27 protein-coding genes are annotated in these 26203 nt (G+C 57.7%); 14 read left to right on the forward strand and 13 right to left on the reverse strand.

Going from position 1 to position 26203, the window contains the following annotated elements:
* Nucleotides 1-175: 175 nt before the first annotated feature.
* Together ACNY69_RS16620 and ACNY69_RS16625 are read left to right on the forward strand one after the other, a co-directional pair.
* A complete protein-coding gene (locus tag ACNY69_RS16620; RefSeq protein WP_418799284.1) occupies nt 176-328 on the forward strand; it encodes a type II toxin-antitoxin system HicA family toxin in 153 nt (50 codons plus the stop codon).
* Nucleotides 329-352: 24 nt separating this feature from the next.
* Complete coding sequence (locus ACNY69_RS16625; RefSeq protein ID WP_111140843.1) at nt 353-778, forward strand: type II toxin-antitoxin system HicB family antitoxin; 426 nt, start codon at nt 353-355, stop codon at nt 776-778.
* 178 nt (nt 779-956) lie between these two features.
* Here the strand turns inward: ACNY69_RS16625 and ACNY69_RS16630 are convergent, their stop codons facing one another.
* Nucleotides 957-1862 (reverse strand): LysR family transcriptional regulator, encoded by a 906-nt coding sequence (locus ACNY69_RS16630; RefSeq protein ID WP_293774803.1) that lies wholly within the window; start codon nt 1860-1862, stop codon nt 957-959.
* A 105-nt stretch (nt 1863-1967) separates the two neighbouring features.
* Here ACNY69_RS16630 and ACNY69_RS16635 point away from each other — a divergent pair, with 105 nt between their 5' ends.
* The 3 genes from ACNY69_RS16635 (at nt 1968) to yacL (ending at nt 6200) form a co-directional block, all read left to right on the forward strand.
* Nucleotides 1968-2477 carry a phenolic acid decarboxylase gene (locus ACNY69_RS16635; protein ID WP_111140845.1) on the forward strand — a complete coding sequence of 170 codons (510 nt, stop codon included), beginning with the start codon at nt 1968-1970 and terminating at the stop codon, nt 2475-2477.
* Nucleotides 2478-3034: 557 nt separating this feature from the next.
* On the forward strand, nt 3035-5632 hold the full coding sequence (gene acnB / locus ACNY69_RS16640) for a bifunctional aconitate hydratase 2/2-methylisocitrate dehydratase (RefSeq protein ID WP_111140846.1): 2598 nt from the start codon (nt 3035-3037) through the stop codon (nt 5630-5632).
* A gap of 190 nt (nt 5633-5822) precedes the next feature.
* Nucleotides 5823-6200 (forward strand): protein YacL, encoded by a 378-nt coding sequence (gene yacL, locus ACNY69_RS16645; protein WP_061061620.1) that lies wholly within the window; start codon nt 5823-5825, stop codon nt 6198-6200.
* A 36-nt stretch (nt 6201-6236) separates the two neighbouring features.
* Here the strand turns inward: yacL and ACNY69_RS16650 are convergent, their stop codons facing one another.
* From ACNY69_RS16650 to ACNY69_RS16670, 5 genes are all read right to left on the reverse strand, one after another.
* Nucleotides 6237-6920: an SDR family NAD(P)-dependent oxidoreductase gene (locus ACNY69_RS16650; RefSeq protein WP_111140847.1), complete on the reverse strand. Its 684-nt coding sequence runs from the start codon at nt 6918-6920 to the stop codon at nt 6237-6239.
* The gene (locus ACNY69_RS16655) at nt 6917-8119 is read right to left on the reverse strand and encodes a sialidase family protein (RefSeq protein ID WP_293774810.1); all 1203 of its coding nucleotides are present in this window, start codon (nt 8117-8119) and stop codon (nt 6917-6919) included. Before ACNY69_RS16655 ends, ACNY69_RS16650 begins: the two co-directional genes overlap by 4 nt.
* 1 nt (nt 8120) lies before the next feature.
* The gene (locus tag ACNY69_RS16660; RefSeq protein WP_111140861.1) at nt 8121-9536 is read right to left on the reverse strand and encodes a sodium:solute symporter family protein; all 1416 of its coding nucleotides are present in this window, start codon (nt 9534-9536) and stop codon (nt 8121-8123) included.
* Between the two features lie 79 nt (nt 9537-9615).
* Nucleotides 9616-10500 (reverse strand): dihydrodipicolinate synthase family protein, encoded by an 885-nt coding sequence (locus ACNY69_RS16665; protein ID WP_367396085.1) that lies wholly within the window; start codon nt 10498-10500, stop codon nt 9616-9618.
* Nucleotides 10501-10511: 11 nt separating this feature from the next.
* Nucleotides 10512-11660, reverse strand: coding sequence for an iron-containing alcohol dehydrogenase (locus ACNY69_RS16670; RefSeq protein ID WP_111140850.1), 1149 nt, complete (start codon nt 11658-11660; stop codon nt 10512-10514).
* A 187-nt stretch (nt 11661-11847) separates the two neighbouring features.
* On the opposite strand from ACNY69_RS16670, the gene dtnK reads away from it, so the two are divergent.
* The 3 genes from dtnK to ACNY69_RS16685 are packed head-to-tail and all read left to right on the forward strand — an operon-like array spanning nt 11848 to nt 14845.
* Nucleotides 11848-13104 carry a D-threonate kinase gene (gene dtnK / locus ACNY69_RS16675; RefSeq protein WP_418799230.1) on the forward strand — a complete coding sequence of 419 codons (1257 nt, stop codon included), beginning with the start codon at nt 11848-11850 and terminating at the stop codon, nt 13102-13104.
* The gene (locus tag ACNY69_RS16680; RefSeq protein WP_111140852.1) at nt 13097-14077 is read left to right on the forward strand and encodes a D-threonate 4-phosphate dehydrogenase; all 981 of its coding nucleotides are present in this window, start codon (nt 13097-13099) and stop codon (nt 14075-14077) included. The genes dtnK and ACNY69_RS16680 overlap by 8 nt, the downstream gene beginning before the upstream one ends.
* A gap of 6 nt (nt 14078-14083) precedes the next feature.
* On the forward strand, nt 14084-14845 hold the full coding sequence (locus ACNY69_RS16685; protein ID WP_367396086.1) for a DeoR/GlpR family DNA-binding transcription regulator: 762 nt from the start codon (nt 14084-14086) through the stop codon (nt 14843-14845).
* Between the two features lie 46 nt (nt 14846-14891).
* Here ACNY69_RS16685 and speD read toward each other — a convergent pair whose 3' ends face one another.
* From speD to ACNY69_RS16700, 3 genes are all read right to left on the reverse strand, one after another.
* Nucleotides 14892-15701 carry an adenosylmethionine decarboxylase gene (speD, locus tag ACNY69_RS16690; RefSeq protein WP_418799233.1) on the reverse strand — a complete coding sequence of 270 codons (810 nt, stop codon included), beginning with the start codon at nt 15699-15701 and terminating at the stop codon, nt 14892-14894.
* 28 nt (nt 15702-15729) lie between these two features.
* Nucleotides 15730-16593 (reverse strand): polyamine aminopropyltransferase, encoded by an 864-nt coding sequence (gene speE, locus ACNY69_RS16695; RefSeq protein ID WP_367396087.1) that lies wholly within the window; start codon nt 16591-16593, stop codon nt 15730-15732.
* Between the two features lie 102 nt (nt 16594-16695).
* On the reverse strand, nt 16696-17043 hold the full coding sequence (locus ACNY69_RS16700) for a YacC family pilotin-like protein (protein WP_111140856.1): 348 nt from the start codon (nt 17041-17043) through the stop codon (nt 16696-16698).
* A 182-nt stretch (nt 17044-17225) separates the two neighbouring features.
* Between ACNY69_RS16700 and cueO the strand changes: the two genes are divergently transcribed.
* Complete coding sequence (gene cueO, locus ACNY69_RS16705; protein WP_418799235.1) at nt 17226-18836, forward strand: multicopper oxidase CueO; 1611 nt, start codon at nt 17226-17228, stop codon at nt 18834-18836.
* Here cueO and ACNY69_RS16710 read toward each other — a convergent pair whose 3' ends face one another.
* A complete protein-coding gene (locus ACNY69_RS16710) occupies nt 18837-20120 on the reverse strand; it encodes a cystathionine gamma-synthase family protein (protein ID WP_418799237.1) in 1284 nt (427 codons plus the stop codon).
* A 234-nt stretch (nt 20121-20354) separates the two neighbouring features.
* On the opposite strand from ACNY69_RS16710, the gene hpt reads away from it, so the two are divergent.
* On the forward strand, nt 20355-20891 hold the full coding sequence (hpt, locus tag ACNY69_RS16715; protein ID WP_111140859.1) for a hypoxanthine phosphoribosyltransferase: 537 nt from the start codon (nt 20355-20357) through the stop codon (nt 20889-20891).
* A gap of 82 nt (nt 20892-20973) precedes the next feature.
* Here the strand turns inward: hpt and can are convergent, their stop codons facing one another.
* Nucleotides 20974-21630 carry a carbonate dehydratase gene (gene can / locus ACNY69_RS16720; RefSeq protein ID WP_111140860.1) on the reverse strand — a complete coding sequence of 219 codons (657 nt, stop codon included), beginning with the start codon at nt 21628-21630 and terminating at the stop codon, nt 20974-20976.
* 108 nt (nt 21631-21738) lie between these two features.
* Between can and ACNY69_RS16725 the strand changes: the two genes are divergently transcribed.
* From ACNY69_RS16725 to ACNY69_RS16740, 4 genes are all read left to right on the forward strand, one after another.
* Nucleotides 21739-22668, forward strand: a complete 930-nt coding sequence (locus tag ACNY69_RS16725) for an ABC transporter ATP-binding protein (RefSeq protein WP_111140290.1) — start codon at nt 21739-21741, stop codon at nt 22666-22668.
* Complete coding sequence (locus ACNY69_RS16730; protein WP_111140289.1) at nt 22665-23435, forward strand: ABC transporter permease; 771 nt, start codon at nt 22665-22667, stop codon at nt 23433-23435. The genes ACNY69_RS16725 and ACNY69_RS16730 overlap by 4 nt, the downstream gene beginning before the upstream one ends.
* Nucleotides 23436-23446: 11 nt before the next feature.
* Nucleotides 23447-23617: a hypothetical protein gene (locus ACNY69_RS16735; protein WP_367396089.1), complete on the forward strand. Its 171-nt coding sequence runs from the start codon at nt 23447-23449 to the stop codon at nt 23615-23617.
* 239 nt (nt 23618-23856) lie between these two features.
* Nucleotides 23857-24870 (forward strand): acyltransferase family protein, encoded by a 1014-nt coding sequence (locus tag ACNY69_RS16740; protein WP_111140288.1) that lies wholly within the window; start codon nt 23857-23859, stop codon nt 24868-24870.
* 49 nt (nt 24871-24919) lie between these two features.
* Here the strand turns inward: ACNY69_RS16740 and panD are convergent, their stop codons facing one another.
* Nucleotides 24920-25300: an aspartate 1-decarboxylase gene (gene panD / locus ACNY69_RS16745; protein ID WP_111140287.1), complete on the reverse strand. Its 381-nt coding sequence runs from the start codon at nt 25298-25300 to the stop codon at nt 24920-24922.
* Nucleotides 25301-25347: 47 nt separating this feature from the next.
* Nucleotides 25348-26202 carry a pantoate--beta-alanine ligase gene (gene panC / locus ACNY69_RS16750; protein WP_293774833.1) on the reverse strand — a complete coding sequence of 285 codons (855 nt, stop codon included), beginning with the start codon at nt 26200-26202 and terminating at the stop codon, nt 25348-25350.
* Nucleotide 26203: the final 1 nt, after the last annotated feature.

The raw sequence follows: 26203 nt of genomic DNA on the forward strand, positions 1-26203 counted from the left end.
TCCCGTTACGGGAGCTTTTTTTTGCGCCGGATGCCGGGCGGGATGTCTGAAATTTTTCAGGTCACACAGGAGGCAGTGCTGCTAAGGGGTTGTCCGGAGGAGTTATTGGGGTTATTTTATCCTGACGGGCAACGGACAGGACGTCGCAATGGACAGCAGCAGATTAATTGCATAAATCAGAGCTGATGGCTGGATGCTGATAAGGATAAACGGTAGCCATTACCATTTTACTCATCCTGCTAAACCGGGGCTGGTTACGGTGCCTCACCCCAAAAAGGACTTACCCATCGGTACGGTAAAAAGCATAAGAAAGCAGGCGAAGATTTAATCCCGCCTGCGCGAAGAGGTTGATATGTTTTATCCCATTGCAATAGAAGCCGGTGATGATGAACACGCCTATGGCGTCATCGTGCCTGATTTACCCGGATGTTTCTCTGCCGGAGAGACGCTGGATGAAGCGATAAAAAATGCAAAAGAGGCGATAACCGGGCATATCGAATTATGCGTCGAGCTTGGACATGCGATCCCTGCTGTCTCGACGATTGAGGCGCTGGCAACCCATCCCGACTATCAGGGTTATATCTGGGCCCTGGTCGATGTTGATGTGATTCGTTTGCTGGGTGGCTCAGAAAAAATCAATGTTACCCTGCCTAAGTCCCTGATTGATCGCATCGATCGTTGCGTAGCTTCACAGCCTGAATATAAAAGTCGTTCGGGCTTTTTAGCGCAGGTTGCGCTTGAGCGGATCACGGCTCAGTCCGGCAGGACTGAAAAGTAATTCCGCACTGCGGCTGAAAAAGACAGAGAAAGCGAATGGCTATCTGAGGGTGAGTCACGCAGCTACTGCCCGGCAAGATATTGCGCTGAAAAGGACATTCTCCTCACCGCGTTAGCGGCTGTAGCCGAACAATCGCAACCGTGGCGTCTCTCTTTTGCGCACCCCGAAATAGGGCGATTTAAGGCTTAACCTTTTGCTTCTCCTGCGCCACCCGTTCAACAAACATCTGCGCCAGTTCAGCAATGGCGCTGTTGCCGGGCAGCCTCTCTTCATTCATATGCATCACCAGCGTACTGCTGCGCCGGCGGCCCTGGCGCAGCGGCAGAGGGCGGAGTTCACCGCTCTCCAGCAGGGCGGCGATATTCTGTTCCGGCAGCCAGCCATAACCTAACTGATGCTGAACCGCTTCAATCGCAGCCGACAGCGTGGTAAATGACCAGTTCTCCGCCTGCTCGCCATTAACCTCTGACTGCTGCTGTTGCTGGCGATCCAGAATGGTGACGCAGGGCCAGCGGGCCAGCGTGGCCGCATCCAGCGGGGCCGGTTCGCGGTGCAGCGGATGGTCGCGATGGGCGACGGCGACGAAATCGACGCTCATCAGGCTTTCGCCCGCTAACGGCTCTGCGCCATACTGCGCGACCAGCCAGAGATCGGCCTGATACTCTGCCAGTCTGTCCGGCGTCTCACTGCGGACGATTTCGCTTAACCAGATGCGGACATGCGGATAGCGCTGCTGAAAGGTCTGGAGCACATCAAACAGCAGGGGCTTGGGCAGGGTGGCGTCAACCATCAGATCGATGCGCGAACGTTCGCCGCGTTGCAGCGCATTCGCCCTGGCCTCCAGCGCACTGAATCCCACCAGTAGCGGACGAACCTGAGCAAGCAGCTGATGTCCCTCCGCGTTCAGGACGGCGCGACGGCCCTCCTGCTCCAGCAGCGTCATCCCCAGTCGCTGCTGGAGCAGGCCCAGCTGGTAGCTCAGCGAGGACTGGCTGCGATGATTCTTCTCTGCAGCCAGCGCGAAGCTGCCCGTATTCACCACCTCATCGAGCAGATACCACTGCTCAAGCGTCGTTTTATACATGCTGACTCATCTAAAAATTGAATAATTTAGTGCTAAAAATAGCGTTATTAATCGCTTTTGTAACGCGCAATAATCTTCTCAACGAAAACAGATGAGGAATAAATCATGAGCACTTTTGATAAACATGACCTGTCAGGCATCGTCGGCAAACATCTGGTTTATACCTATGACAACGGCTGGAACTACGAGCTTTATATTAAAAACGCCAGCACCATCGACTATCGGATTCACAGCGGCATGGTCGGTAACCGCTGGGTTAAAAATCAGCACGTTTATGTCGTTCGTCTGGCGCAGGACGTCTACAAAGTCTCCTGGACTGAGCCAACCGGTACGGATGTCAGCCTGGCCGTTAACCTGACCGACAAAATTTTCCACGGCACCATCTTCTTCCCGCGCTGGGTAATGAATAATCCTGAAAAAACAGTCTGCTTCCAGAACGATCATCTGGAAGAGATGGCAGCATTACGCGAAGCGGGCCCGGCTTATCCCACCGAAATCATTGATGAGTTTGCGACGCTGACCCTGATTCGTGATGTGGGTGAAAACAATGAAAGCGTGGTGGACTGCCCGCCTGACCAGCTGCCAGCCGACTGGCCAGCCAGCCTGAAAAACTAATCATCATTCAGAAGAGGCCCGGGCGGCCTCTTCTGTTATCTGTTTCAGACGACCCCTTCGCGCTGCCCGCAAAAAACGGTCGGCGCACTGCCCGTTTTCTGAAAGTCTGCTGCCGCAGGCCGGGAAGCATGGCATGAAACCAAACTGACGCCGTCGTTCTCCTGATATATCCGCGGTTCGAATCTTTCTGCGCTCACCGCTGCGATAAGCGCCGCGCGGGCGAGCTTCCATTCCGGCAGGTTATCTATTCCTCTGAATCCGTTCACTAAAATTGCGTCATCGCGGACAGGCCTGCCCGGGAATTTCCGGTCGGTGCATCGGTAGGTGTCGGGTTGGTTCCGGCAGGCTGATCGGGCGGATGCATCGAGAGAGTAGGGCAGAATGAGCACAGGAGATTATGTTGTATTTTTGTAAACAGATTAACAAACAGCCGGAATCCTGCTATTCTGCCCTCCGCGAAACCGGGCACCTCAACCTGGACGAGAAAGGGAAGTGTGTTCTCCATAAGTGAGCAAGGTGGTCGGAAAGCCCTACATAATGAGAGCGAGGATAACGTCGTGCTAGAAGAATACCGTAAGCACGTTGCCGAGCGTGCTGCCCAGGGAATTGTACCTAAGCCTTTAGAGGCTTCCCAGATGGCCGCGCTGGTTGAACTGCTGAAAAATCCACCTGCGGGTGAAGAAGAATTTTTGACCGATCTGTTGGTCAACCGCGTCCCACCTGGCGTCGATGAAGCGGCGTATGTCAAAGCCGGTTTCCTGGCGGCTGTCGCCAAAGGCGAAGCAACCTCTCCTCTGATTACTCCTGAAAAAGCGGTTGAACTGCTCGGCACCATGCAGGGCGGTTACAACATTCATCCGCTGATCGAGGCGCTGGATGACAGCCGACTGGCTCCAGGCGCGGCGAAAGCCCTTTCCCACACGCTGCTGATGTTCGACAACTTCTATGATGTCGAAGAGAAAGCGAAAGCGGGTAATGAATACGCGAAGCAGGTGATGCAGTCATGGGCAGACGCCGAATGGTATCTGTCACGCCCTGAGCTGGCGGAAAAGATCACCGTTACGGTGTTCAAGGTCACCGGCGAAACCAACACCGATGACCTCTCTCCGGCACCGGATGCCTGGTCACGTCCCGATATCCCTCTGCACGCCCTGGCGATGCTGAAGAATGCCCGCGATGGCATCGAACCGGATGAAGCTGGCAACATCGGCCCGATCAAACAGATCGAAGCACTGAAGACCAAAGGCTTCCCGCTGGCTTACGTCGGTGACGTGGTCGGAACCGGTTCTTCACGTAAATCCGCCACCAACTCGGTGCTGTGGTTTATGGGCGACGACATCCCGAACGTGCCAAATAAAAAAGGCGGCGGCGTGGTGCTGGGCAGCAAAATTGCACCGATCTTCTTCAACACGATGGAAGATGCGGGCGCTCTGCCGATTGAAGTGGACGTGAACAACCTGAACATGGGTGATGTCATCGACATCTATCCGTTCAAAGGTGAAGTCCGCAACCACGAAACCAATGAGCTGCTGGCAAACTTCGAACTCAAAACCGAAGTGCTGATCGACGAAGTGCGTGCCGGTGGCCGTATTCCGCTGATCATCGGCCGTGGCCTGACCAGCAAAGCGCGCGAGTCGCTGGGTCTGCCGCACAGCACCGTATTCCGTCAGGCGAAAGATGTGGCAGAGAGCAGCCGTGGCTTCTCGCTGGCGCAGAAAATGGTTGGCCGCGCCTGTGGCGTAACCGGCGTGCGTCCGGGTGCCTATTGCGAACCGAAGATGACCTCGGTCGGCTCGCAGGATACCACCGGCCCGATGACCCGTGACGAGCTGAAAGATCTGGCTTGCCTGGGCTTCTCGACCGACCTGGTTATGCAGTCCTTCTGTCACACCGCGGCCTATCCGAAGCCGGTCGATGTGAACACGCATCACACCCTGCCAGACTTCATCATGAACCGTGGCGGTGTCTCACTGCGTCCGGGCGACGGCATTATCCACAGCTGGCTGAACCGTATGCTGCTGCCGGATACCGTGGGCACCGGCGGTGACTCCCATACCCGTTTCCCTATCGGTATCTCTTTCCCGGCGGGTTCAGGCCTGGTGGCGTTTGCTGCCGCGACGGGCGTAATGCCGCTCGACATGCCGGAATCGGTGCTGGTGCGCTTCAAAGGTAAGATGCAGCCAGGCATCACCCTGCGCGATCTGGTTCACGCCATTCCGCTGTATGCCATCAAACAGGGTCTGCTGACCGTTGAGAAGAAAGGGAAGAAAAACATCTTCTCTGGCCGCATCCTGGAAATCGAAGGTCTGCCGGATCTCAAAGTCGAGCAGGCGTTTGAGCTGTCCGATGCGTCAGCGGAACGCTCCGCTGCGGGCTGCACCATCAAGCTGGATAAAGCGCCGATTATCGAATACCTCAACTCCAACATCGTGCTGCTGAAGTGGATGATCGCAGAAGGTTACGGCGACCGCCGTACGCTGGAGCGTCGTGTTGAGAGCATGGAGAAATGGCTGGCCGATCCTCAGCTGCTGGAAGCCGATGCGGACGCGGAATATGCGGCCGTGATCGAAATCGATCTGGCCGACATCAAAGAGCCGATCCTCTGTGCGCCAAACGATCCGGACGATGCCCGTCTGCTCTCTGACGTTCAGGGTGAGAAGATCGACGAAGTGTTTATCGGCTCCTGCATGACCAACATTGGTCACTTCCGTGCCGCCGGTAAGCTGCTGGACAGCCACAAAGGCCAGCTGCCAACCCGTCTGTGGGTGGCACCGCCAACCAAGATGGATGCGGCTCAGCTGACCGAAGAGGGCTACTACAGTGTCTTCGGCAAAAGCGGTGCGCGTATTGAGATCCCGGGCTGTTCACTCTGCATGGGTAACCAGGCGCGTGTGGCAGATGGTTCGACGGTCGTCTCTACCTCGACCCGTAACTTCCCGAACCGTCTGGGAACAGGCGCGAACGTCTATCTGGCGTCAGCAGAGCTGGCCGCGGTCGCGTCTCTGCTGGGCAAACTGCCTACGCCGGACGAGTATCAGCAATTTATGGCGCAGGTCGATAAAACGGCCAGCGACACTTATCGCTATCTCAACTTCGACCAGCTGGCGCAGTACACCGAGAAAGCTGACGGCGTGATTTTCCAGACTGCGGTCTGATTATTCACCCGACAGCGTGAGAGAAGGGGCGATGATTCGCCCCTTTTTTACGTCTGACGATCGGGCAGCAGGACAATCAAAAGCTGGATTTCGCCAGACAGCCTGTAATAATGCGCGACGTGTCACACTTTGCTGCACAGGCAGCACGGACACTTATCAGGTGACGCGACGACGTTGAGAGGAACGGGCGATGGAATATGAATTTTTACGCGATGTGACCGGACAGATTAAGGTCCGCATGTCGATGGATCATGAAGCGGTCGGCCACTGGTTCAACGAAGAGGTCAAAAACGATCCGGGTCTGCTGGATGAAGTGGAAGCGGCCATCGAAGATGTTAAAGGCAGCGTGCGTCAGTGGCAGCGCATCGGCAGCGAATACACCATTCTGCTGGATGAGGAGGAGGTGATGATTCGCGCCAATCTGCTGGCGCTGGAAGATGATGGCATGGAGGAGGGGATGAACTACTACGACGAAGAGAGCCTCTCGTTCTGCGGTATCGAAGACTTCCTGCTGGTGATCGCCGCCTATCGCCAGTTCGTTAATCAGTATGGTAAACCTGTCCGGTAATCACAGCCGGGCGACCAGCGTCACCCGGCCTGTGCGCTAACTCAGCGACGCGCCGCCGCACATCACCAGCTGCTGACCGGTGATCGCCGCCGCCGCCGGAGAGAGCAGGAAATCGACCAGTCCCGCGACCTCCTCCGGCTGAATGTAACGGCCAATCGGCGGCAGGCGGGGCGGTGAACTGGCCCGGCCTGGCTGCTGCAGCATCGGCGTTTCGGTGGCACCGGGCGCCACGATGTTTGCCGTGATGCCACGCGGGGCCAGCTCTGCGGCCCAGCTGCGGACCATGCCGATCATCGCCGACTTGGTCGCCACATACTGACTGCGGCCCGCCGCGCCGCCTGAGGTACGGCTCCCCAGCAGCACGATCCTGCCGCCCGCCTGCATCCGCGGCGCAAAGTGATTCGCCAGCTGTTCAGCAGCGGCAACATGCAGCTGCCACAGGCGTGCGCTGGCCTCGCCGTCCAGCTCTCCCAGCGGCGCGGCCTGCATCATGCCTGCTGCGTGGACCACCGCCTGCGGCACCGGCAGTCTCTCCAGTAACGCCTGCAATGCCTTGCTGTCGCTGATATCGATCTGATGACTCTGCCAGCCGCTTTCCGCCCGGCTGATGGCTGAGCGGCTCAGGCCCACTACCTGCCAGCCTGCTGTGAGCAGACGCTCCGCGATCGCCTGGCCGATGCCGGAGCTGGCCCCGGTCACCAGCGCCATCCGCGCGATCACGCGTCACCGCCCTGCACCCAGGACTCCTCAACGCGCACATACTTAATCGCCTGACGATACCAGGTGTAGGCGATATGCAGTTCGCCATTTATCCCCTGTTTGATGCTGGGGTAGGAGAATTCACGGTTCAGCTTCTGCCGGGAGTTATTGGTCATGCAGTAGCCGTCGCCCTCATCCAGATTGCGCTGCAGCGGCCAGCTTTTTCCGCCATCCGTGGAGATTGCCAGCGTCATCGGTGCGCGTGGCGCGCCCCAGAAGGCGGTACGACCGCTCTGCACCACCGGCTCGGCGGCGACCGCCACGTCACCTTCTCCCGCCTCTTCATCATCTTCGATCTCGTCATACAGCGACTGCCGCCGTTCGCTGGCCCCTTCTGCGCTCATGGCGTTGAACACCAGCGCCAGATGACCGTTGCGCAGCGTGGTGACCTGAAGGGAGGAGTTATTGTTGGGCAGCGACAGCGGCTCAGGCGCGCTCCAGCTCTCACCCTGATCAAAGGAGCGGCTCTGATAGATATGGTCGGCCCAGCGGCTGCGGTAGAGCGCCAGCAGGGAGCCATCCTCCAGCAGCGTGACGTTCATGTGCACGCAGCCGGTGCTGTCAGGCACGCTGACGTCGCGCCAGCTGCGGCCCTTATCTTCCGAGATTTTCACCGCGCTGACATCATAGCTGCCGACCCATTTCTCTCCGGGCCGCGTCAGGCAGTAAAAGACCGGCAGCAGCCAGTTGCCGTTAGGCAGTACCACGATCGGCTGACGAATAAAGGTGCCGGGCTTATCGAGCAGGGTGCGGATTTCGCCCCAGCTCTGGCCCAGATCGTGAGACTGGCGATAGCGGACGATCGCGGTGTCCTGATTGCCCGACTTCTGCGCCGTCCAGAGCAGCCACAGCACCTGGTCAGGATCAAGGAACAGCACCGGGTTCTGTTCTGAACGCCCCGGATCCTCAGAGAGTTTCTCTGCGTCACTCCAGCGATCGCTGCCTTTTTTCAGTCGTGAGCACCAGACAGAGATATCGGCGATCCCCTCCTGAGTGCCGCCAAACCAGACGCAGAGCAGATCGCCATCGGGCAGCGGCAGCAGGTTGGCGGCATGGTTCTGCGGGCAGGAGGAGGGCAGCATCGCAACCTGCTGCGCGCTATCCTGCGGGTGCGGCGCAAGCTGGCCGGTACGTTCTGCGGTGACGGTTTCCTGAGTCATATTAGGCTCCACTTTTTTGTGCGTTGTGTTGCGGTTGAGGCTGAGACTGACGTGACGGGATGCAGCGGTCAATCACCATAATGATGGCCGGCGTAATCAGCGCCACATACATATTGTCGATACCAAAGGGATTGCCCATCAGGAACCAGACGGAGGTAACCAGACAGGCGCCAATCAGACCCGCATTTGCGCCGCGCGTGCTCTTAAACCATGGCAGATAGAACGCCATGATGGCGACCACGGTGATCGACAGACGGATCGCGCGGGTAAAGAAGGAGAGCTTCAGCACTTCCGGGAAGAACAGGACAAACAGCAGCGGGAAGAAGCCGATAGCGATCGAGATCCAGCGCGTGACCTTAAATTCGCGCTCCGGGGTCGGCTTACGATAGGGCACATAGAAATCTTTCACGACCAGCGAGGCGATAGCCAGGGCAACCGTGCCGACGCTGACGAAGATCGAGGCCACCAGCGAGGTGGTGACAATCCCGGCCAGCCACGGTGACATATCCTGCAGAAACACCGGCAGCGCATAGAGGCTTTTAATATCGGGATGAGCAAACTTCGCCGCCACGCCAATCAGCGCCATCGCCAGGCCGATAGGCAGACAGAAAACAAAGGCGACCCAGGTGGCGCGTTTCGCAGACTTCACATCTTTGGTGGAGGAGATCGCCTGGATCACAAACTGGGTACAGAAGATCGATCCCACGGTGCCAATCAGCCAGGCCACAATGGTGCTGGCCCCGACATGCCCATCCCATGTCCAGTAGAACGCGGGCATTTTCTCAATCATCGGCGCAACGCCACCGGTCATTTTCAGCGCCACATAGAGAATAATCAGGATCCCGGCGTACTTGATGGCGCTGTGCAGCAGCGTCACCCAGGCGACGCCCTTCATGCCGCCAAACGCGAAGTAGAAAGTACTGACCACCGCCGTGATAAAGGCCGCCTGGGTCAGATCGATTTTTAACACGGTGGAGATTGCCGCCGCGCCGCTGATGTAGTTACCGACGTTCACCAGCAGCAGCGCATAGATCATGATCAGCGAGATAATATTTTTGGTCGAGCTGCCATATTTCTCGGCGATCGCGCCGGAGATCGTGATCTTCCCGGTGTTATAGATGCGTTTGACCAGAATCAGGCCAAACAGCGGAAAACCTATCGCCGCGCCAATGACCGACCAGGAGGCGGCGAAGCCATCCTCAAAGGCCGCCTGTGCAGTCCCGATGGTCGATTTTGCCCCGATATACTCGGACATCAGCATGATGCCGACAATAAAGGCCGGCATCGCGCGCGAGCCTTCCATAAAGTCGCCGCTGGTTTTACTGCGCAGCCGCCAGGTCAGCCAGGTGGTAAACAGGATATAGGCGACCACCATGCCGACGATGAGCAAGGTGCTTTCAGTTGAAAATGCTTTCATCATGACCTCGATTGTTCTGGCAGATGGCGGCCCTCAGGCTCGTTCTCATCTGACCGATAGGGTACAAAGGCGATGGACGTTATTGCAGGTAGTGGTTCACGATTTGACGAATCTGCTGCTGCTCTTCGGCGCTGAACTGCACCGCATAGCGACTTTCACCAACCTCAAAGCCCTGCAGGCTGACCGCTTTTTTCACGGCGGCCGGTGAAAAACCGATGCTGTAGAGCGCGGTACGCAGGCCGGTGACGCTCTCCTGCGCCTGCTGCGAACCGGCGATATCTCCGGCCCTGAAGCGCGCCCAGATCGCGTTAATGGCCGCCGGGGCCACGTTCGCCAGCCCGGAAATGGAGGCCGGGCAGCCCTCAACGAATCCCTGATGGATCAGTGAATCCGGGCCGTTCAGGACATCGAAGCCTTCGCAGTCGGCGGTGGCCTGCAGAAATCCGCGCAGGCTCTCATAGCTGCCGGCGGAATCTTTGATGCCGATGATGTTCGGGTGCGCCGCCAGCGTACGCACTGTGTCGGGCTGCAGGGTGTTGCCGGTGCGCGCCGGGATGTTGTAGAGGAACAGCGGCACCGTCAGTGCATCCGCCACGCGCTGATAGTGGTCAATCAGCTCCTGCTGTTTCAGCGGAACAAACCACGGCGTGATCGCGGACACCGCATCCACGCCCAGGCGGCCAATCTGCTGGCCGAGCCGGACGGTTTCGCGGGTCGAAATCTCCCCGATGTGCGCCACCACCGGCACCCGGCCGTTGGCCTCATCGACGCAGGTTGTGGTGACGGCAATTTTCTCCTGCTCGTTCAGGACAAAGAATTCGCCGTTGGTGCCGCCGCAGAAGATCCCGTTACCGGCGTTGATCTGCCGTCTGACCTGCTCGCGCTGCGTCACCGGGTCAAAGGCGCCGTCACGGTCAAAGGTGGTGACGATGGCCGTCAGAATGCCCTCTATTTTCTTTTTCATAACACACCTCATTACGCCTGGCAGGAAGGAAACAGGGTCAGATAGATGGCACGCACATCGTCGGCGTTGACCCTCATCGGCACATTTTTCATCAGACGCTGAACGTCGAGTGCTGCTTCCACCAGGAAGGGCAGGTGATCCGGGCTGATGCCCAGAGCTTCGAGACTGGCGGGCAGCTGCAGCCGCTCAACCAGCGCGGTGAAGTAGTCCACCAGCGCATGGGATTTCTCATCGTCGCTTAAACGGCTGTCGGCATCGGGCAGCAGATCATAGGCCTGCGCAAACTTACTCACCGCGGCCGGGCGGACGAAACGCATACAGGGCGCCAGCAGAATGGCGTTGGCGACCCCGTGTGGCAGATGATATTTGCCGCCGAGCGGATAGGAGAGGGCGTGCACCAGATGCGTACCGGCATGGGCGATGGCGGCGCCGCCGTAGTAAGAGGCCCAGAGCATCTCCAGACGCGCCTGTAAATTGTCTGGTTCACGCAGGGTGGTTTCGAGACTGGCGAACAGCTTCTTCATGCCGGTCAGTGCGTAGTTGTCGCTGACCGGATTGGCGACGTTGGCCGTGAAGCACTCAATCAGATGGCAGAGCGCATCAATCCCGGTTGAAGAGGCGATGTGGGCGGGCATGCTGGTGGTGAGTTCCGGTACCAGCGCCACCACATCCGGCAGCATCACCGGAGAGATAATGCCGACTTTGGTCTCCTTCTCCGGGATAGCCAGAATCGCATTGGGCGTGGCTTCAGAACCGGTTCCGGCAGTGGTCGGGATCAGTATTGAGCGGGTGCGGCGCTGCGGTTTTTCACCTGCCAGCAGGGCGTCGAGCGACGGCGCGGCCTCGAGGCAGAGCACAGAGAGCAGCTTCGCCACATCCAGCACGCTGCCTCCGCCGATGCCGATTACCATATCGGCCTGCCGATGAGGAAGCGCGGCCATGATCGCGGCGACATCGTGCTGGCTCGGCTCGGGCGGGACGCTGTTGACCACGCTTAACTGCGGAATCCGATCCCGCAGTTGCCCCATTAATGTTTGCACCGCCGGAATCGCCTCAATGTTTCGATCCGTGACCACCACCGCTGCCGACACCCCCTGCAGCAAATAGCGCATGTCGTTCAGCGCCTGATAACCGCTGATCACCGTGCTGTTAATGTTCATTTCATCCCCTCTTTGCGGTTGCGGCGGAGCAAATGATTAATTTTGCTCAGCGCACTGCGAATTAAATCACTCTGTGTGGCTAAATTTATAAGGCATATCGATTTCGATTAATTTGAACTTGCTCACATATAATCAATCATGATTGAATATAATCAAATGCGGCCACAGTGGCCTGACAGGAGTGAGGATGGACGCATCAATGTGGAAAACAGCGGTGCTGGTTATTGCCGATGACTTTACCGGTGCTAACGATGCAGGCAGCGGACTGGCCCAGGCGGGTGCCCGCGTGCAGGTGCTGTTTGGCCTGGGGACGTCGGTGCCGGATGCGGCGGATGTGCTGGTGATCAGCACCGACAGCCGGGCCGTCAGTGCCGGGCAGGCGGCTGAGCGCGTCACGCAGGTGGTGCAGCACCATGCGGCTCAGTTTCAGACGGGCTGGCTGTTTAAAAAGATCGACTCCACGCTGCGCGGCAACGTCGGGGCAGAAACGGCGGCGGCGCTGCGCGCCAGCGGCAAAACCCTGGCGCTGGTGGCTCCGGCCGTGCCGCGCCTGGGCCGCACTACGCGGCAGGGCAGCGTGTGGGTCGATCAGCGTCTGCTGACGCAGACCGAATTTGCCAGCGATCCCAAAACCCCGATCCAGAGCGCCCGCGTCCTCGATCAGATGCAGATCGTGGGCGCGGAGATCGATCTCGCCACGCTGCGCAGCGATCGGCTCGATGCCGTACTGGCCGCGGCGCAGGGCGTGGTGGTGGTGGATGCCGAAAATGAGGCCGATCTGGCGCGGCTGATCGCGGCGGCGGCGCAACTGCGCGAGAAGCCGCTGCTGGTCGGGGCCGCCGGATTAAGCGATGCGCTGGGCGCTGCACTTTCGCTTCGCCCGGCCCGGCCGGTGCTGGCGGTGGTGGGGTCGATGAGCGACAGCGCCCAGCAGCAGATCGCCGCCCTGCAGCAGCAGCGGACCGTTGAGATCGTGGAGGTGGACATCGCCGAGCTGTTTCAGCAGCCCGCCTGGCCGGAACGGGCGCACTGGATCGCGCAGGCGGCCGACGCACTGCGGGCCGGTCGCCATACGGTGATCCGCACCTGCCAGCATCGCGATCAGCGCCACGCGATCGATGCGCTCTGCCAGCAGCACAGCCTGACGCGTCAGCAACTGGGCGAGGCGATCTGCCGCTTACTGGGTGAGATGACCTTAAGTCTCTGCCGCGCCGCGCTGCCGCATGCGCTCTATCTGTCAGGCGGCGACGTGGCAATTGCTGTCGCACAGGCGCTGGGAGCCAGCGGCTTCAACATTCAGGGTCTGGTGGCGGGCTGTGTGCCGCACGGGGTTCTGCTTAACAGTGAATTTACTCTGCCGGTGATGACCAAAGCGGGTGGCTTTGGTGATGCAAATACGCTGGTAGCAGCCATTGGTTTTATTGAGGAGAAGTCGAGTGAATAAAATTATTGCGATCACCATGGGCGATCCGGCGGGCATCAGTCCGGAAATCATTATCAAATCACTCTCTGAAGGTGAGCTGAATGGCATTCCTGCCGTGGTGATTGGCTGTGCCAGCACGCTGCGCCGCATTATGGCGATGAACATCACGCCTCAGGCCGAATTACGGGTGCTGGATCGGGTGCAGGATGCACGCTTCGCACCGGGCATTATCAACGTCATCGATGAACCGCTGGCTGATCCCGCCGCCCTGAAACCTGGCGTAGTACAGAAAGAGGCGGGAGATCTGGCGTGGCGCTGCGTGAAGCGGGCCACCGAACTGGCGCTGGCGGGTGAGGTTCACGCCATTGCCACCGCACCGCTGAACAAAGAGGCGATGCATGCCGCCGGACATCTCTATCCCGGACATACCGAATTGCTGGCGCACCTGACCGACACCCGAGATTACGCGATGGTGCTCTACACCGATAAGCTGAAAGTTATTCATGTCACGACCCACATCGCGCTGCGCAAATTCCTCGATACGCTGAATCAGACGCGCATCAAAACGGTGATTGGCATGGCGGATACCTTCCTGCGCCGTGTCGGTTACAGCGCCCCGCGCATCGCGGTCGCGGGGGTGAATCCTCACGCCGGGGAAAACGGGCTGTTTGGCGATGAGGAGATCACCACGGTCGCGCCCGCGATTCAGGCGATGAAAGCGCAGGGCGTGGACGTTTACGGCCCCTGCCCGCCGGACACGGTGTTCCTGCAGTGCCAGGAGGGGCTGTATGACATGGTGGTGGCGATGTACCACGATCAGGGGCACATTCCGCTTAAGCTGCTGGGCTTCTATGATGGCGTCAATATCACCGCAGGCCTGCCCTTTATCCGCACCTCTGCGGACCACGGCACGGCGTTTGATATCGCCTGGACAGGTAAAGCGAAGTCTGACAGCATGGCGATCTCGATTAAACTCGCGATGCAGCTCGCTTAGGGAACTATGAACGGACAGAGCCGTCTTGACCAGATTATGGATTATCTGAAAAGCCATAATCTGGTGACTGTTGAGCAACTGGTCAGTGCCATCTCCGCCTCACCCGCCACGATTCGGCGCGATCTCATTAAGCTGGATAAAGAGGGCGTGATTAGCCGCAGTCATGGCGGCGTCACGCTGAATCGTTTTATTCCCGCTCAGCCCACCACGCTGGAGAAGATGCAGCGTAATCTGGCTGAAAAACAGGCGATCGCGACCTGCGCCGCCAGTTTCGTGCGGGCAGGGGATGCCGTTGTACTGGATGCGGGGACGACCATGCTGGAGCTGGCGCGACAGCTTACTCATCTGCCGCTGCGGGTGATCACTGCGGATCTGCACATTGCGCTGTTTCTGTCTGAGTTCAGGCAGATTGAAGTCACCATTATTGGCGGCCGGATCGACGATTCCAGTCAGTCCTGTGTGGGTGAGCATGGCCGCCGGTTGCTGCGCAGTATCTATCCCGATATCGCCTTTGTCAGCTGTAACTCCTGGAGCCTGGAGCGCGGGATTACCACGCCCACCGAGGAGAAAGCGGGGCTGAAACACGATCTGCTGGCCAATGCGGCCCGGCGGGTCTTGCTGGCGGACAGCAGCAAATATGGCTCCTGGTCGCTGTTCTGCGTGTCACCGGTGGACGATCTGACCGATGTTGTGACCGACCCCCGGTTAGATGAGACGGTCTGCCAGACGCTGCGCGAACGCGGGATTACGCTGACACTGAGCTCCTGATAAACAGCACGCGCAGGTTACAGACGGTAACGCTGCGCGCCTGCTATTACAGGGTCTTCAGCCCCACGGAGGGGATGTTTCTGCCGTAATAGATCTCACGCATCTCTTTCCACAGCAGGTCGGTAATGCGCTTATGCTCCTGCGACGTAAGATCTTCCGGGCGGGTGTTAAACAGATAGTGTTTGAGGTCGAACTCTTTCAGCAACATCTTGGTATGAAAGATGTTTTCCTGGTAAACGTTCACATCCACCATGTCATACATCGCTTTCATATCCTCTGACATGAAGTTCTGAATCGAGTTGATCTCGTGATCGATAAAGTGCTTCATCCCCTTCACGTCGCGGGTGAAACCGCGCACCCGGTAATCGACGGTGACGATATCGGACTCCAGCTGATGGATCAGGTAGTTCAGCGCCTTAAGCGGTGAGATCACGCCACAGGTCGAGACTTCAATGTCTGCGCGGAAGGTGCACAGTCCGCCTTCCGGATGGCTTTCCGGGTAGGTGTGAACGCAGATGTGACTTTTATCGAGATGGGCCACGACCGAGTTGGGCAGTGGGCCAGGATGCTCCGAGTTGTCGATATCCCGGGGATCGATAGGCTCTTCGCTGACCAGGATCGTGACGCTGGCACCCTGCGGCTCATAATCCTGGCGTGCGATGTTCAGAACGTTAGCGCCGATGATGGAGCAGGTCTCCGTCAGGATTTCCGTCAGACGGTTAGCGTTATATTGTTCATCGATATAGGCGATGTAACCATCGCGTTCAGCTTCAGTATTCGCATAGCAGATATCGTAAATACAAAAACTCAGGCTTTTTGTCAGGTTGTTGAAGCCATGTAGTTTTAGCTTTTGCAATTTCGTTCACCTCCTTAGAGATGCACTATCAGCACGCGGCAGATAACGCATCCAACAGATATTGCGGCAGAGCAAAGCTGCCGGTATGGATCGCTGGCGTATAGTAGCGGCAGCGCAGGCCAGCGTGTGCAAAGCGCGCCTGCAGCGTGGCGATATCAGGCTGGCGCAGCGCCGGGTTATCACTCGCCCAGGCAAAGGTCATGATACCGCCATAATAGGTCGGGATCGCCGCCTGATAGAAGCTGACATCCGCAAAGTAGTGACCCAGTTTACGATGACTGTTCACGGCTTCATCCTGCTGCAGGAAGCAGACGCCATTCTGCGCCACGAAGATGCCATTTTCATTAAGCGCCGCTTTGCAACCCGCATAAAATTCCGAGGTGAACAGGCTCTCGCCCGGCCCAATCGGGTCGGTGCAGTCAGAGATGATCACATCGAACTTCTCCTGCGTCTGATTAACGAAATTGACCCCGTCATCAATCACCAGCGTAAAGCGCGGATCGTCATAGGCACCGGCGCTGTGGTTCGGCAGATACTGGCGGCAGAAGGTCACCACGCCCGCGTCGATCTCGACCATAGTGATCTTTTCGACTCCGGGATGACGCGAGACTTCTCGCAGCATGGCGCCGTCGCCGCCGCCGATGATCAGCACATGCTTCGCCGCGCCATGAGCCAGCAGCGGAACGTGGGTCATCATCTCATGATAGATAAATTCGTCGCGTTCGGTGGTCTGCACGACGCCATCCAGCGCCATGACCCGGCCCATTGCCGCATTTTCGAAAATGATTAAATCCTGATGCGCAGTCTTCTCACGGTACAGCTCTTTATCCACCGTGAAATACTGGCCAAAACCGGCATGAAGGGTTTCATACCACGTCTCATTGTGGGCCATAGTGCTCTCCTCTGATGACATCGCCATGAAGATGGGCGGCACATGATAGCTAACAGTGACCGTGGTTGCACGGTCAATGTCCGGCTGCAGAGGGCGGGCGTGTTACCTGACGTAGGCCAGCAGGCTCAGTGAGTCCCGGGCCAGAGACTTGCACTTTTTGTCGTTGGTAATGGCGATGCCGCTGAGATCGCGATAGCTCTCTTCGCCCAGCGCCTTCATGTTGTAGTTGCTGTAGTTACTTAAATCCCAGCGGTTCTGCTGAGCGAAAAAGACCAGTGCTTTGCGGATCTGCGCGTCCGGGAGATCCTGGTAGCCGCAGTCATTCTTCAGATAGACGAAAACCGCCGTCAGATCGGCCAGATCTTCCGCTTCGGATTCGCTCAGGGCAAAGCTGGTGGAGGAGAAGCCAAGAAGTCCCGTCAACAGCAGGACCTTGATGCTTTGCTTCATAGTCATTCTCTTCAAGGGATATTGCTCATGACGTTAGCACAGTTGCTGTCAGGTTTTCGATTAATTTGCCGCGGCAGACCGGGTTGGCGCCCTTTTTTTCGTCAGATTCACACGGTGAGACTTGACCTTCCCATTAGGTCAGGGTTTAGGCTATCTGTTCCGATGCCACAAGGATGACTCCCATGCAACGTCGCCACTTCCTGAAACTCACCGCCGCACTGAGTGCAGCCGGATCCTTACCGCTCTGGAGCCGTTCGCTGATGGCGGCCAGCCGCCCGCTGTTACCGATCCCCTCGCTGCTGGAACCCGATGCCCGCGGCAGCTACAGCCTGACGGCGATGCAGGGCACGACCCAATGGAATGGCAAAGCGGTGCCGACCTGGGGCTACAACGGCAGCCTGCTGGGGCCGGTGCTGAAGCTGCAGAGTGGCAAACCGGTAACGGTGAACATTCACAATCGGCTGCGTGAAGCGACGACGCTGCACTGGCACGGTCTGGAAATTCCGGGCGCAGTGGATGGCGGCCCGCAGGCGATAATTGCACCGGGTGGCTCACGGCAGGTCTCCTTTACCCCCGATCAGCCTGCGGCAACCTGCTGGTATCACCCGCATCTGCATGGCAAAACCGGGCATCAGGTGGCTCAGGGGCTGGCGGGCCTGATTCTGCTGGAGGACAAAGAGAGCGGCACGCTGCGGCTGCCCTCGCAGTGGGGCGTGGACGATGTGCCGCTGATCTTTCAGGATAAGCAGCTCACCCGGGAGGGTGACCGAATCGACTATCAGCTCGACGTGATGCGCGCCGCAGTTGGCTGGTTCGGCGACATGATGCTGACCAACGGCGTGCAGTATCCGCAGCATGCGGTGCCGCGCGGCTGGCTCAGGCTGCGCCTGCTCAACGGCTGTAACGCCCGTTCCCTGCAGATCGCCGCCAGCGATCGCCGTCCTCTCTATGTGATTGCCAGCGACGGCGGCCTGCTGGCCGAGCCGGTAAAGCTTGACGCGCTGCCGATGCTGCCGGGCGAACGCTTTGAGGTGATGATCGATACCTCGGACGGGCAGGCCTTCGACCTGGTGACGCTGCCCACAGAGCAGATGGGCATGACGCTGCCGCCGTTTGATCAGCCGCTGCCGCTGGTGCAGATCCTGCCGCTGCGGGTGATGGCGAGCGCCACGCTGCCGGATCGGCTGGCGACGCTGCCCGCGCTGCCGTCCACCGATGGCCTGACCACGCGCTGGCTGCAGCTGATGATGGACCCGCAGCTGGACCAGCAGGGTATGCAGGCGCTGATGCAGCGCTACGGTGAGAAAGCGATGGGCAAGGGCGGGCACGGGCATCACGCGATGCCGCAGAAGCAGGCGAAAGCCGCAGAGGAGCCGATGCCGGCGATGGATCACGGGGATCACAGCATGCATGACATGCCGGGTATGGCGCAGCCCGCCGGATACGATTTCCGCAACGGCAATAAGATCAACGGCAAAGCCTTCGATATGACCAAACCCTCGTTCGCCGTGAAGCTGGGTGAGAGTGAGAAGTGGACGATTTCAGGCGAAGGCGACGCGATGCTGCATCCGTTCCACATTCACGGCACGCAGTTCCGCATCCTCTCCGAGAACGGGAAACCGCCCGCCGCGCACCGGCAGGGCTGGAAAGATATGGTCAACGTGGACGGCGGGCGCAGCGAAGTGCTGGTTCGCTTCAACTATGTCGCCGCCGCCGAACACGCCTACATGGCCCACTGCCATCTGCTTGAGCATGAAGACACCGGCATGATGCTGGGCTTTACCGTGAGCTGATTACGCCTGTTCCAGCGCCAGCTTCACATCCTCGATCAGGTCGCTGGCGTTCTCGATGCCAATCGACAGCCGCACTGTGGCATCCGTGATGCCAATGCGCTGGCGCGCCGCCTGCGGCACACCGGAGTGAGTGGTGCTGCCAGGGTGGCTGGCCAGGGACTCCGTACCGCCCAGGCTGACCGCCTGTTTAAACAGCGTCAGGGCATTGAGAAAACGGAACGCAGCGGGCTGACCGCCGTTGATATCAAACGAGAAGGTTGAACCGGCGCCGCTGCACTGCTCACGCCAGGTTTTCCCTTCGGCGCTTTCCGCATCCAGATAGGGCAGCCAGTGCAGCTTCGCCACCTTCGGGTGATCGCGCAGAAACGCCGCGACCGCCTCCGCATTGTGAAAGGCTTTCTCCATCCGCAGCGACAGGGTTTCCAGTGAGCGGCTGAGCATCCAGCTGGAGTGGGGATCGAGCTGGGTGCCGATGGCGCTGCGCAGTGCACGCACTTTTGCTATCAGCGTTTTGCTGCCCATCGCCGCACCGGCAATCAGGTCAGAGTGGCCGCCCACATACTTTGTCAGCGAGTAGAGCGACAGATCCGCGCCCAGCGTCAGCGGCTGCTGGAACAGCGGACCGAGCAGGGTGTTATCGCAGGCGATAACGGGACGCGAACCCTGCCGCTGCTCAATTTCATCGGCAATCCGCGCGATCAGGCGGATATTGACCAGGCTGTTAGTCGGGTTCGCCGGGGTTTCAATCAGGATCACCGCCACCCGGCCCCGGCTTATGGCCTGCTGCGCCGCCTCACGCACCTTCCCCTCATCGTTACCGTCGCTGAAGCCGACCGCTTTAATATCCAGGTTGTGCAGCGTTTTGCTAATCAGGGTTTCGGTGCCGCCATAGAGCGGCTGGGAGTGCAGGATCACCTCACCCGGCCGGGCAAACGCCAGCAGGGTGGTGGAGATCGCGGCCATACCGGATGAGAAGAGCGAACAGCTCTCAGCCTGCTCATAGACCGCCAGACGATCTTCAACGATCTCGCTGTTGGGGTGGTTAAAGCGGGAGTAGACCAGGCCACCCGATTTACCCTCCGGCGGTTCACGACGCCCGGAGACGTAATCAAAAAAATCCCGCCCCTCTTCGGCGCTGTTGAAAACAAAAGTCGAGGTCAGAAAGACCGGCGGCTTCACTGCGCCCTCGGAAAGACGCGGATCATAGCCATAATTCAGCATCTGAGTTTCCGGGTGCAGCGGTCTGTCGCCGATATGCGTTTTTTTGTCTGAAGATGAAGTCATTGTGATCTCCGGCCAGCGGGACGAGTAGGGTAACAATCAGTCGGAAGAAGGCTACCACGCAGCGAAACATGCCGCTAAATGCCGGAATGTTCTAAGGTCATGCGCATTCCTGCCAGACGCGCAAAACGGGCGAGAATTTTTTTAACGTAATCGTTTGCTTCGGGCGTCGCCGCGCCGACGCGGCGGCGTCTGTGGTAGACTTCGGGGCTTTCTGACGTAACCGGGCTGAACGCAATGAAACACACTGTTGAAGTGATGATCCCTGAACAGGCAATCGCCACGCGCATCGCTGAACTGGGCAAAGAGATTAACGACCACTACCGCGACAGCGGCAGCGACATGGTGCTGGTGGGGCTGCTGCGCGGCTCCTTTATGTTCATGGCGGATCTCTGCCGCGCCATCGACGTGCCGCATGAGGTCGATTTTATGACTGCTTCCAGTTACGGCAGCGGCATGTCCAGCTCACGCGATGTGAAAATCCTGAAAGATCTGGATGAAGACATTCGTGGCAAAGATGTGCTTATCGTCGAAGATATCATCGACTCCGGCAACACCCTGAGCAAAGTGCGTGAGATCCTGCAGCTGCGTCAGCCAAAGTCACTGGCGATCTGTACCCTGCTGGATAAGCCAGAGCGCCGTGAAGTTGAGGTCAATGTCGAGTATGTCGGCTTTGCCATTCCCGACGAGTTCGTGGTCGGCTTCGGTATCGACTATGCACAGCACTATCGCCACCTGCCTTACATCGGCAAAGTGGTCCCGCTGGAATCCTGACAGGGCCTTAACCGCACATTCTTCCAAGGCCTGCAGCCGTTGCCTGGTGTAGGCTATGTCGCGCTTTTATGCCGCGATCAACTCAGGCGTCGCTGTTCATCTGCAGGTTAGCCATGCCGTGACGGTAACGCTGTTCGAGGATCTCCCGGCTGTTGGCCGTGACATCAAGGTTACGCAGACAGCCATCCTGAATACCGTATACCCAGCCGTGCAGGGAGACAGACTGTCCGCGTTTCCAGGCCGACTGGAGCACGGTTGAGTGCCCCAGGTTGTAGACTTGTTCAATAACGTTGATTTCGCACAGTTTGTCCAGGCGCTTATCCGGCGGGAGTTCCCCCAGCAACACGCTATGCTTGTACCAGAGGTCGCGGATGTGCAGCAGCCAGTTGTCGATTAACCCCAGCTCCGGGTTATCCATCGCCGCCTGCACGCCACCGCAGCCGTAGTGGCCGCACACAATAACGTGTTCCACTTCCAGCACTTCGATGGCGTATTGCACCACCGAGAGACAGTTCAGATCGGTGTGGATCACCAGGTTGGCCACGTTGCGGTGAACAAAAAGTTCGCCCGGCTCCAGTCCGGTCAGACGTTCGGCGGGAACGCGGCTGTCTGAGCAGCCAATCCACAGGAAGCGCGGTTTTTGTGCCTGGGCGAGCCGCTCAAAAAAGCCGGGATCTTCTTCAATCAGTAATTTTGACCATTCACGGTTGTTACTGATCAGGGTGTTGATATCTGTCATGGCGTTGAGCGACCGGTTACTGCGCAGAGTGCGCGCGCGTACTATAGGCCAGGGCCTGATAAATTTAAACGGCATTGTAATGCCATCAAAACAGGGTATGGATGCAGAATGACATATGCACTGGAACTTTCCGGGCTGACCAAGACCTATGCCGGCGGCGTACAGGCGCTGAAGGGCATCGATCTTAACGTCGAAGCCGGTGATTTTTATGCGCTGCTGGGGCCAAACGGTGCCGGTAAATCGACCACCATCGGGATTATCAGTTCGCTGGTGAACAAATCCGGCGGCAGCGTGCGGGTGTTTGGCTACGATCTGGAAAAAGATGTGGTCAACGCCAAACGCCAGCTTGGCCTGGTGCCCCAGGAGTTTAACTTCAACCCGTTTGAGACGGTGATGCAGATCGTCGTCAATCAGGCGGGCTACTACGGCGTCGAGCGTCGTGAGGCCAACCAGCGGGCGGAAAAATACCTGAAGCAGCTCGATCTGTGGGGCAAACGCGGTGAACGTGCGCGGATGCTCTCCGGCGGGATGAAACGCCGCCTGATGATCGCCCGTGCGCTGATGCATGAGCCGAAGGTGCTGATTCTGGATGAGCCGACGGCCGGGGTCGATATCGAACTGCGGCGTTCCATGTGGGTCTTCCTGAAAGATCTCAACGCCAAAGGCACGACGATTATCCTCACCACCCACTATCTGGAAGAGGCGGAGATGCTCTGCCGCAATATCGGCATCATCCAGAGCGGCGAGCTGGTGGAGAACACCTCCATGAAAGCGCTGCTCTCCAAGCTTAAATCAGAAACTTTTATCCTCGATCTGGCTCCGCGCAGTCCGCTGCCGACGCTGGAAGGATTCCAGTATCGTCTGACCGATACCTCCACGCTGGAAGTGGAAGTGCTGCGGGAGCAGGGGCTGAACAGCGTCTTCAGCCAGCTCAGCGCGCAGGGCGTGCAGGTATTGAGTATGCGCAACAAAGCTAACCGTCTGGAAGAGCTGTTTGTGGGTCTGACGACGCAGGGAAAAACAGGAGTTAAAGCATGACACATCTCTACTGGGTGGCGCTGAAAAGCATCTGGGCCAAAGAGGTTAACCGTTTTGCCCGCATCTGGATCCAGACGCTGGTGCCGCCGGTCATCACCATGACGCTCTATTTCATCATCTTTGGCAACCTGATCGGGTCGCGCATCGGTGAGATGCATGGCTTCAGCTATATGCAGTTCATCGTGCCGGGACTGATCATGATGGCGGTCATCACCAATGCCTATGCTAACGTGGCATCGTCGTTCTTCAGCGCCAAATTCCAGCGCAATATTGAAGAGCTGCTGGTCGCGCCGGTTCCCACTCACATCATCATCGCGGGCTATGTCGGTGGCGGCGTGGCGCGGGGTGTCTGCGTGGGGATTCTGGTCACGGCAATCTCGCTGTTCTTTGTGCCGTTCCATGTTCACTCCTGGGCGATGGTGGCGGTGACTCTGCTGCTGACCGCCATTCTGTTCTCTCTGGCAGGGCTGCTGAATGCCGTCTTTGCGCGCACCTTCGACGATATCAGCCTGATCCCGACCTTTGTGCTGACCCCGCTGACCTATCTGGGCGGTGTTTTCTACTCGCTGAGCCTGCTGCCCCCGATCTGGCAGGCTATCTCGAAGCTCAACCCGATCGTTTATATGATTAGCGGGTTCCGTTACGGCTTTCTCGGCATTAATGATGTGCCGCTGGCCTTTACCCTCTCGGTACTGGTGGCCTTTATTGTGGTCTTTTACGGGCTGGTCTATGCACTGATTCAGCGCGGTCGCGGATTACGCACCTGACGACAAAGAAAATGAAAAAGCCACGCAGCAATAAGCGCGTGGCTTTTTTTTTGTCTGTTAAAGCAGCAATCGTTGCGGTTGCGACTGGTCTTAAAAAAGAGCTCCGCGCCAGGGCCATCTGTTTATTTTTTCCTCTGCAGTCGCGTGCTGCCTCGCTTTGCTGCCCGCTGGCAATGAAATAACCCTAAGTTTTATCTGATATTACAAAGGGGGATATCGCTATCTTAATGATTCTCAAATGATAAATATTTTTTAAGATTAGCCCTAATGTCAGGCTGTTGTTTATTTTTAGTTGAGTTATCAGAATACGACGCGAATAAGCTTATTCCTCCGCTCAGGGAAAAAGAGTGGGACCGGGGTGTTTTCAATAATAAAAATGGCTTGCGAATCACGGCCAGTTTTTAATCAAAGGCAGGATAAGATGAATCGTATAACGTGGATCGATAATCTGCGGGGATTGAGTATTCTCGCAATCATTTTTTTGCACAGTACTATCGCCGTACATAATAACGCCGGACATTTTACCGCCTTCAGCAGCCTCTTAAATGAGATGCTGGCGCCGGTCAGACTGGGACTGATGTTCTTTGTGTCAGGGTTATTTGTCGATGCGGGATTAAAAAAAGGTCTGGGTCCTTTTTTTAATAATAAAGTGCGCAGTATTCTCTATCCATTTGTGGTCTGGGTTGCGGTTTATGGCGGGTTAAAAATCCTGTTCAGCTCCATGGCAAATACCCCGCAATCGCCGATGAATATTATTCTCTCGCACCTCACCGGTGGCGGTGATATGACCTGGTTCCTGCATTCGCTGTTTATCTTCTTTATTGTGATTATCTTCGCGCGTCATCTGCCGTTTCTGCTGGTATTTGCCATCTGTATGGCACTGAGCTGGGCGCTGCCGGCGATTGATCCTGATGGTGTGTTTGCCAGCTTCGATAATACTCATATCAACAAATCGCTCTATCTGTTTGTTTTCTTCTATCTTGGTGATTATGTAGTGAGAAAGCAGGTCGATATTGCGGAAAAAGTTCAGCACGGCCCGACGCTGCTTATTTCGCTGGTCAGTTTTGTCGTGCTCTCCTGTCTGAATATCTTTGTACTGGATCGTCACGCCCAGGCGTTACTCTCACCGCTGGCGCTGCTGTCGGTGCCGCTGTTTGTCTGGATTGCGCTGAAGCTGAAGTCGGAACTGGTCTACTACATTGGCGTGAATTCGATTGTCTTTTACCTGTCGCATTATCTGGCGATTCAGTTCTTCAGTAAGATTGTGAAATTTGAAAGCCCGTCAGCCTGGGTGAACGATGTGAAGTTTATTTCGGCGTTTCTGGTGGCGCTGGCGTTACCGTGGACGTTGTGTCTGATGAGAAAACGCGGCTGGTTTAATTTCCTCTTTACGATGAAGAAATCATCGAAGCCGATGACAAGCAAGGCGGCTTAATCCGTCGCCATGAAAAAGGCCGGCCGTTTAACGGGCCGGCCTTTTTTTATCAGGCGATCTGCACTGGCACTGCTTTTGCCAGACGCTTCATCTGATTATCACCTTCGAAGTAGGCGACTTTGGGCTGCCACTGACGCGCTTCGGCATCGTCGACCTGCACGTAAGAGCAGATAATTAAAATATCGCCTTCACAGGCGCAGCGGGCGGCGGCGCCGTTGACCGAGATAATTTTAGAGCCGCGTTCAGCCGCGATAGCGTAGGTAGAAAAACGCTGACCGTTGGTGACGTTATAAATATCAATCGCTTCATATTGCAGAATGCCGGAAGCGTCCAGGAAATCCTGATCGATAGCGCAGGAACCTTCATAGTTGAGGTCCGCCTGTGTCACCTTGACGCGATGCAATTTGCCTTGCAGAACTGTGCGAATCATAGCCAGAAACCTTGTCAGAGAAAGAAAATAACCTGCCGCGGGGGGAATTACTGCGTCAGGTCAACGATTTGATTATCGATCAGGCGAGCGTTGCCCAGCCAGGCGGCCATCAGCACCACCGCGCGCTGGCTGTCCACCGTCAGGGGTTGCAGCGTGTCCGCATCGCAGATCGCCAGGCCATCCGGACGCAAGCCCTGCGCCAGCAGCGCGTCACTGGCCGCCTCAACGATCTCTTCAATGTGACGCTCGCCGTTCTCCAGCCGCGTCGCCATCTGTTTCATCACCTGGCTCAGCACCGGCGCCAGCCTGCGCTCTTCGGCCGTCAGGTAGCCGTTGCGTGAACTCAGCGCCAGGCCATCCTTCGCCCGCACGGTTGGCACGCCAACAATCTCAATGTCGAAGCCCATATCGGCCACCATCTTACGAATGATAGCCAGCTGCTGAAAATCCTTTTCGCCGAAACAGGCAATATCGGGCTGGACCAGATTAAAGAGTTTGCTGACGATGGTGGCGACGCCGCGGAAATGGCCGGGACGGCTGGCCCCTTCCAGCAGGGAAGAGAGCACCGGCACCTCAACGAAGGTCTGATTCTGTGCGCCCTGCGGATAGACTTCGGCAGGCGAGGGGGCAAAGACCACGTCTACCTGATGACGGTTCAGCTTTTCGCAATCCTCCTGCAGCGTGCGCGGGTAGCGCGCCAGATCGTCGGCACGATCGAACTGCATCGGGTTCACAAAGATCGAGACGATGACGATGTCGCCACGCGCGCGCGCTTCATCCACCAGCGTCAGATGCCCTTCATGCAGATTACCCATAGTGGGCACCAGCGCAATGCGTTTACCCTGCTGACGCCAGCGACGGACTTCCTGGCGCAGCATCAGCAGCGTTTCAATGATCAACACG

Source organism: Pantoea graminicola (assembly GCF_048452665.1).
Taxonomy (GTDB): Bacteria; Pseudomonadota; Gammaproteobacteria; order Enterobacterales; family Enterobacteriaceae; genus Pantoea.

Coding starts and splice junctions, on each gene's coding strand:
- ACNY69_RS16625 (WP_111140843.1), top strand. CDS start 353: ATGTTTTATCCCATTGCAATAGAAGCCGGTGATGATGAACACGCCTAT.
- ACNY69_RS16630 (WP_293774803.1), bottom strand. CDS start 1,862: ATGTATAAAACGACGCTTGAGCAGTGGTATCTGCTCGATGAGGTGGTG.
- ACNY69_RS16635 (WP_111140845.1), top strand. CDS start 1,968: ATGAGCACTTTTGATAAACATGACCTGTCAGGCATCGTCGGCAAACAT.
- yacL (WP_061061620.1), top strand. CDS start 5,823: ATGGAATATGAATTTTTACGCGATGTGACCGGACAGATTAAGGTCCGC.
- ACNY69_RS16655 (WP_293774810.1), bottom strand. CDS start 8,119: ATGACTCAGGAAACCGTCACCGCAGAACGTACCGGCCAGCTTGCGCCG.
- ACNY69_RS16660 (WP_111140861.1), bottom strand. CDS start 9,536: ATGAAAGCATTTTCAACTGAAAGCACCTTGCTCATCGTCGGCATGGTG.
- ACNY69_RS16665 (WP_367396085.1), bottom strand. CDS start 10,500: ATGAAAAAGAAAATAGAGGGCATTCTGACGGCCATCGTCACCACCTTT.
- ACNY69_RS16670 (WP_111140850.1), bottom strand. CDS start 11,660: ATGAACATTAACAGCACGGTGATCAGCGGTTATCAGGCGCTGAACGAC.
- dtnK (WP_418799230.1), top strand. CDS start 11,848: ATGGACGCATCAATGTGGAAAACAGCGGTGCTGGTTATTGCCGATGAC.
- ACNY69_RS16685 (WP_367396086.1), top strand. CDS start 14,084: ATGAACGGACAGAGCCGTCTTGACCAGATTATGGATTATCTGAAAAGC.
- speE (WP_367396087.1), bottom strand. CDS start 16,593: ATGGCCCACAATGAGACGTGGTATGAAACCCTTCATGCCGGTTTTGGC.
- ACNY69_RS16700 (WP_111140856.1), bottom strand. CDS start 17,043: ATGAAGCAAAGCATCAAGGTCCTGCTGTTGACGGGACTTCTTGGCTTC.
- cueO (WP_418799235.1), top strand. CDS start 17,226: ATGCAACGTCGCCACTTCCTGAAACTCACCGCCGCACTGAGTGCAGCC.
- ACNY69_RS16710 (WP_418799237.1), bottom strand. CDS start 20,120: ATGACTTCATCTTCAGACAAAAAAACGCATATCGGCGACAGACCGCTG.
- hpt (WP_111140859.1), top strand. CDS start 20,355: ATGAAACACACTGTTGAAGTGATGATCCCTGAACAGGCAATCGCCACG.
- can (WP_111140860.1), bottom strand. CDS start 21,630: ATGACAGATATCAACACCCTGATCAGTAACAACCGTGAATGGTCAAAA.
- ACNY69_RS16725 (WP_111140290.1), top strand. CDS start 21,739: ATGACATATGCACTGGAACTTTCCGGGCTGACCAAGACCTATGCCGGC.
- ACNY69_RS16730 (WP_111140289.1), top strand. CDS start 22,665: ATGACACATCTCTACTGGGTGGCGCTGAAAAGCATCTGGGCCAAAGAG.
- ACNY69_RS16735 (WP_367396089.1), top strand. CDS start 23,447: ATGAAAAAGCCACGCAGCAATAAGCGCGTGGCTTTTTTTTTGTCTGTT.
- ACNY69_RS16740 (WP_111140288.1), top strand. CDS start 23,857: ATGAATCGTATAACGTGGATCGATAATCTGCGGGGATTGAGTATTCTC.
- panD (WP_111140287.1), bottom strand. CDS start 25,300: ATGATTCGCACAGTTCTGCAAGGCAAATTGCATCGCGTCAAGGTGACA.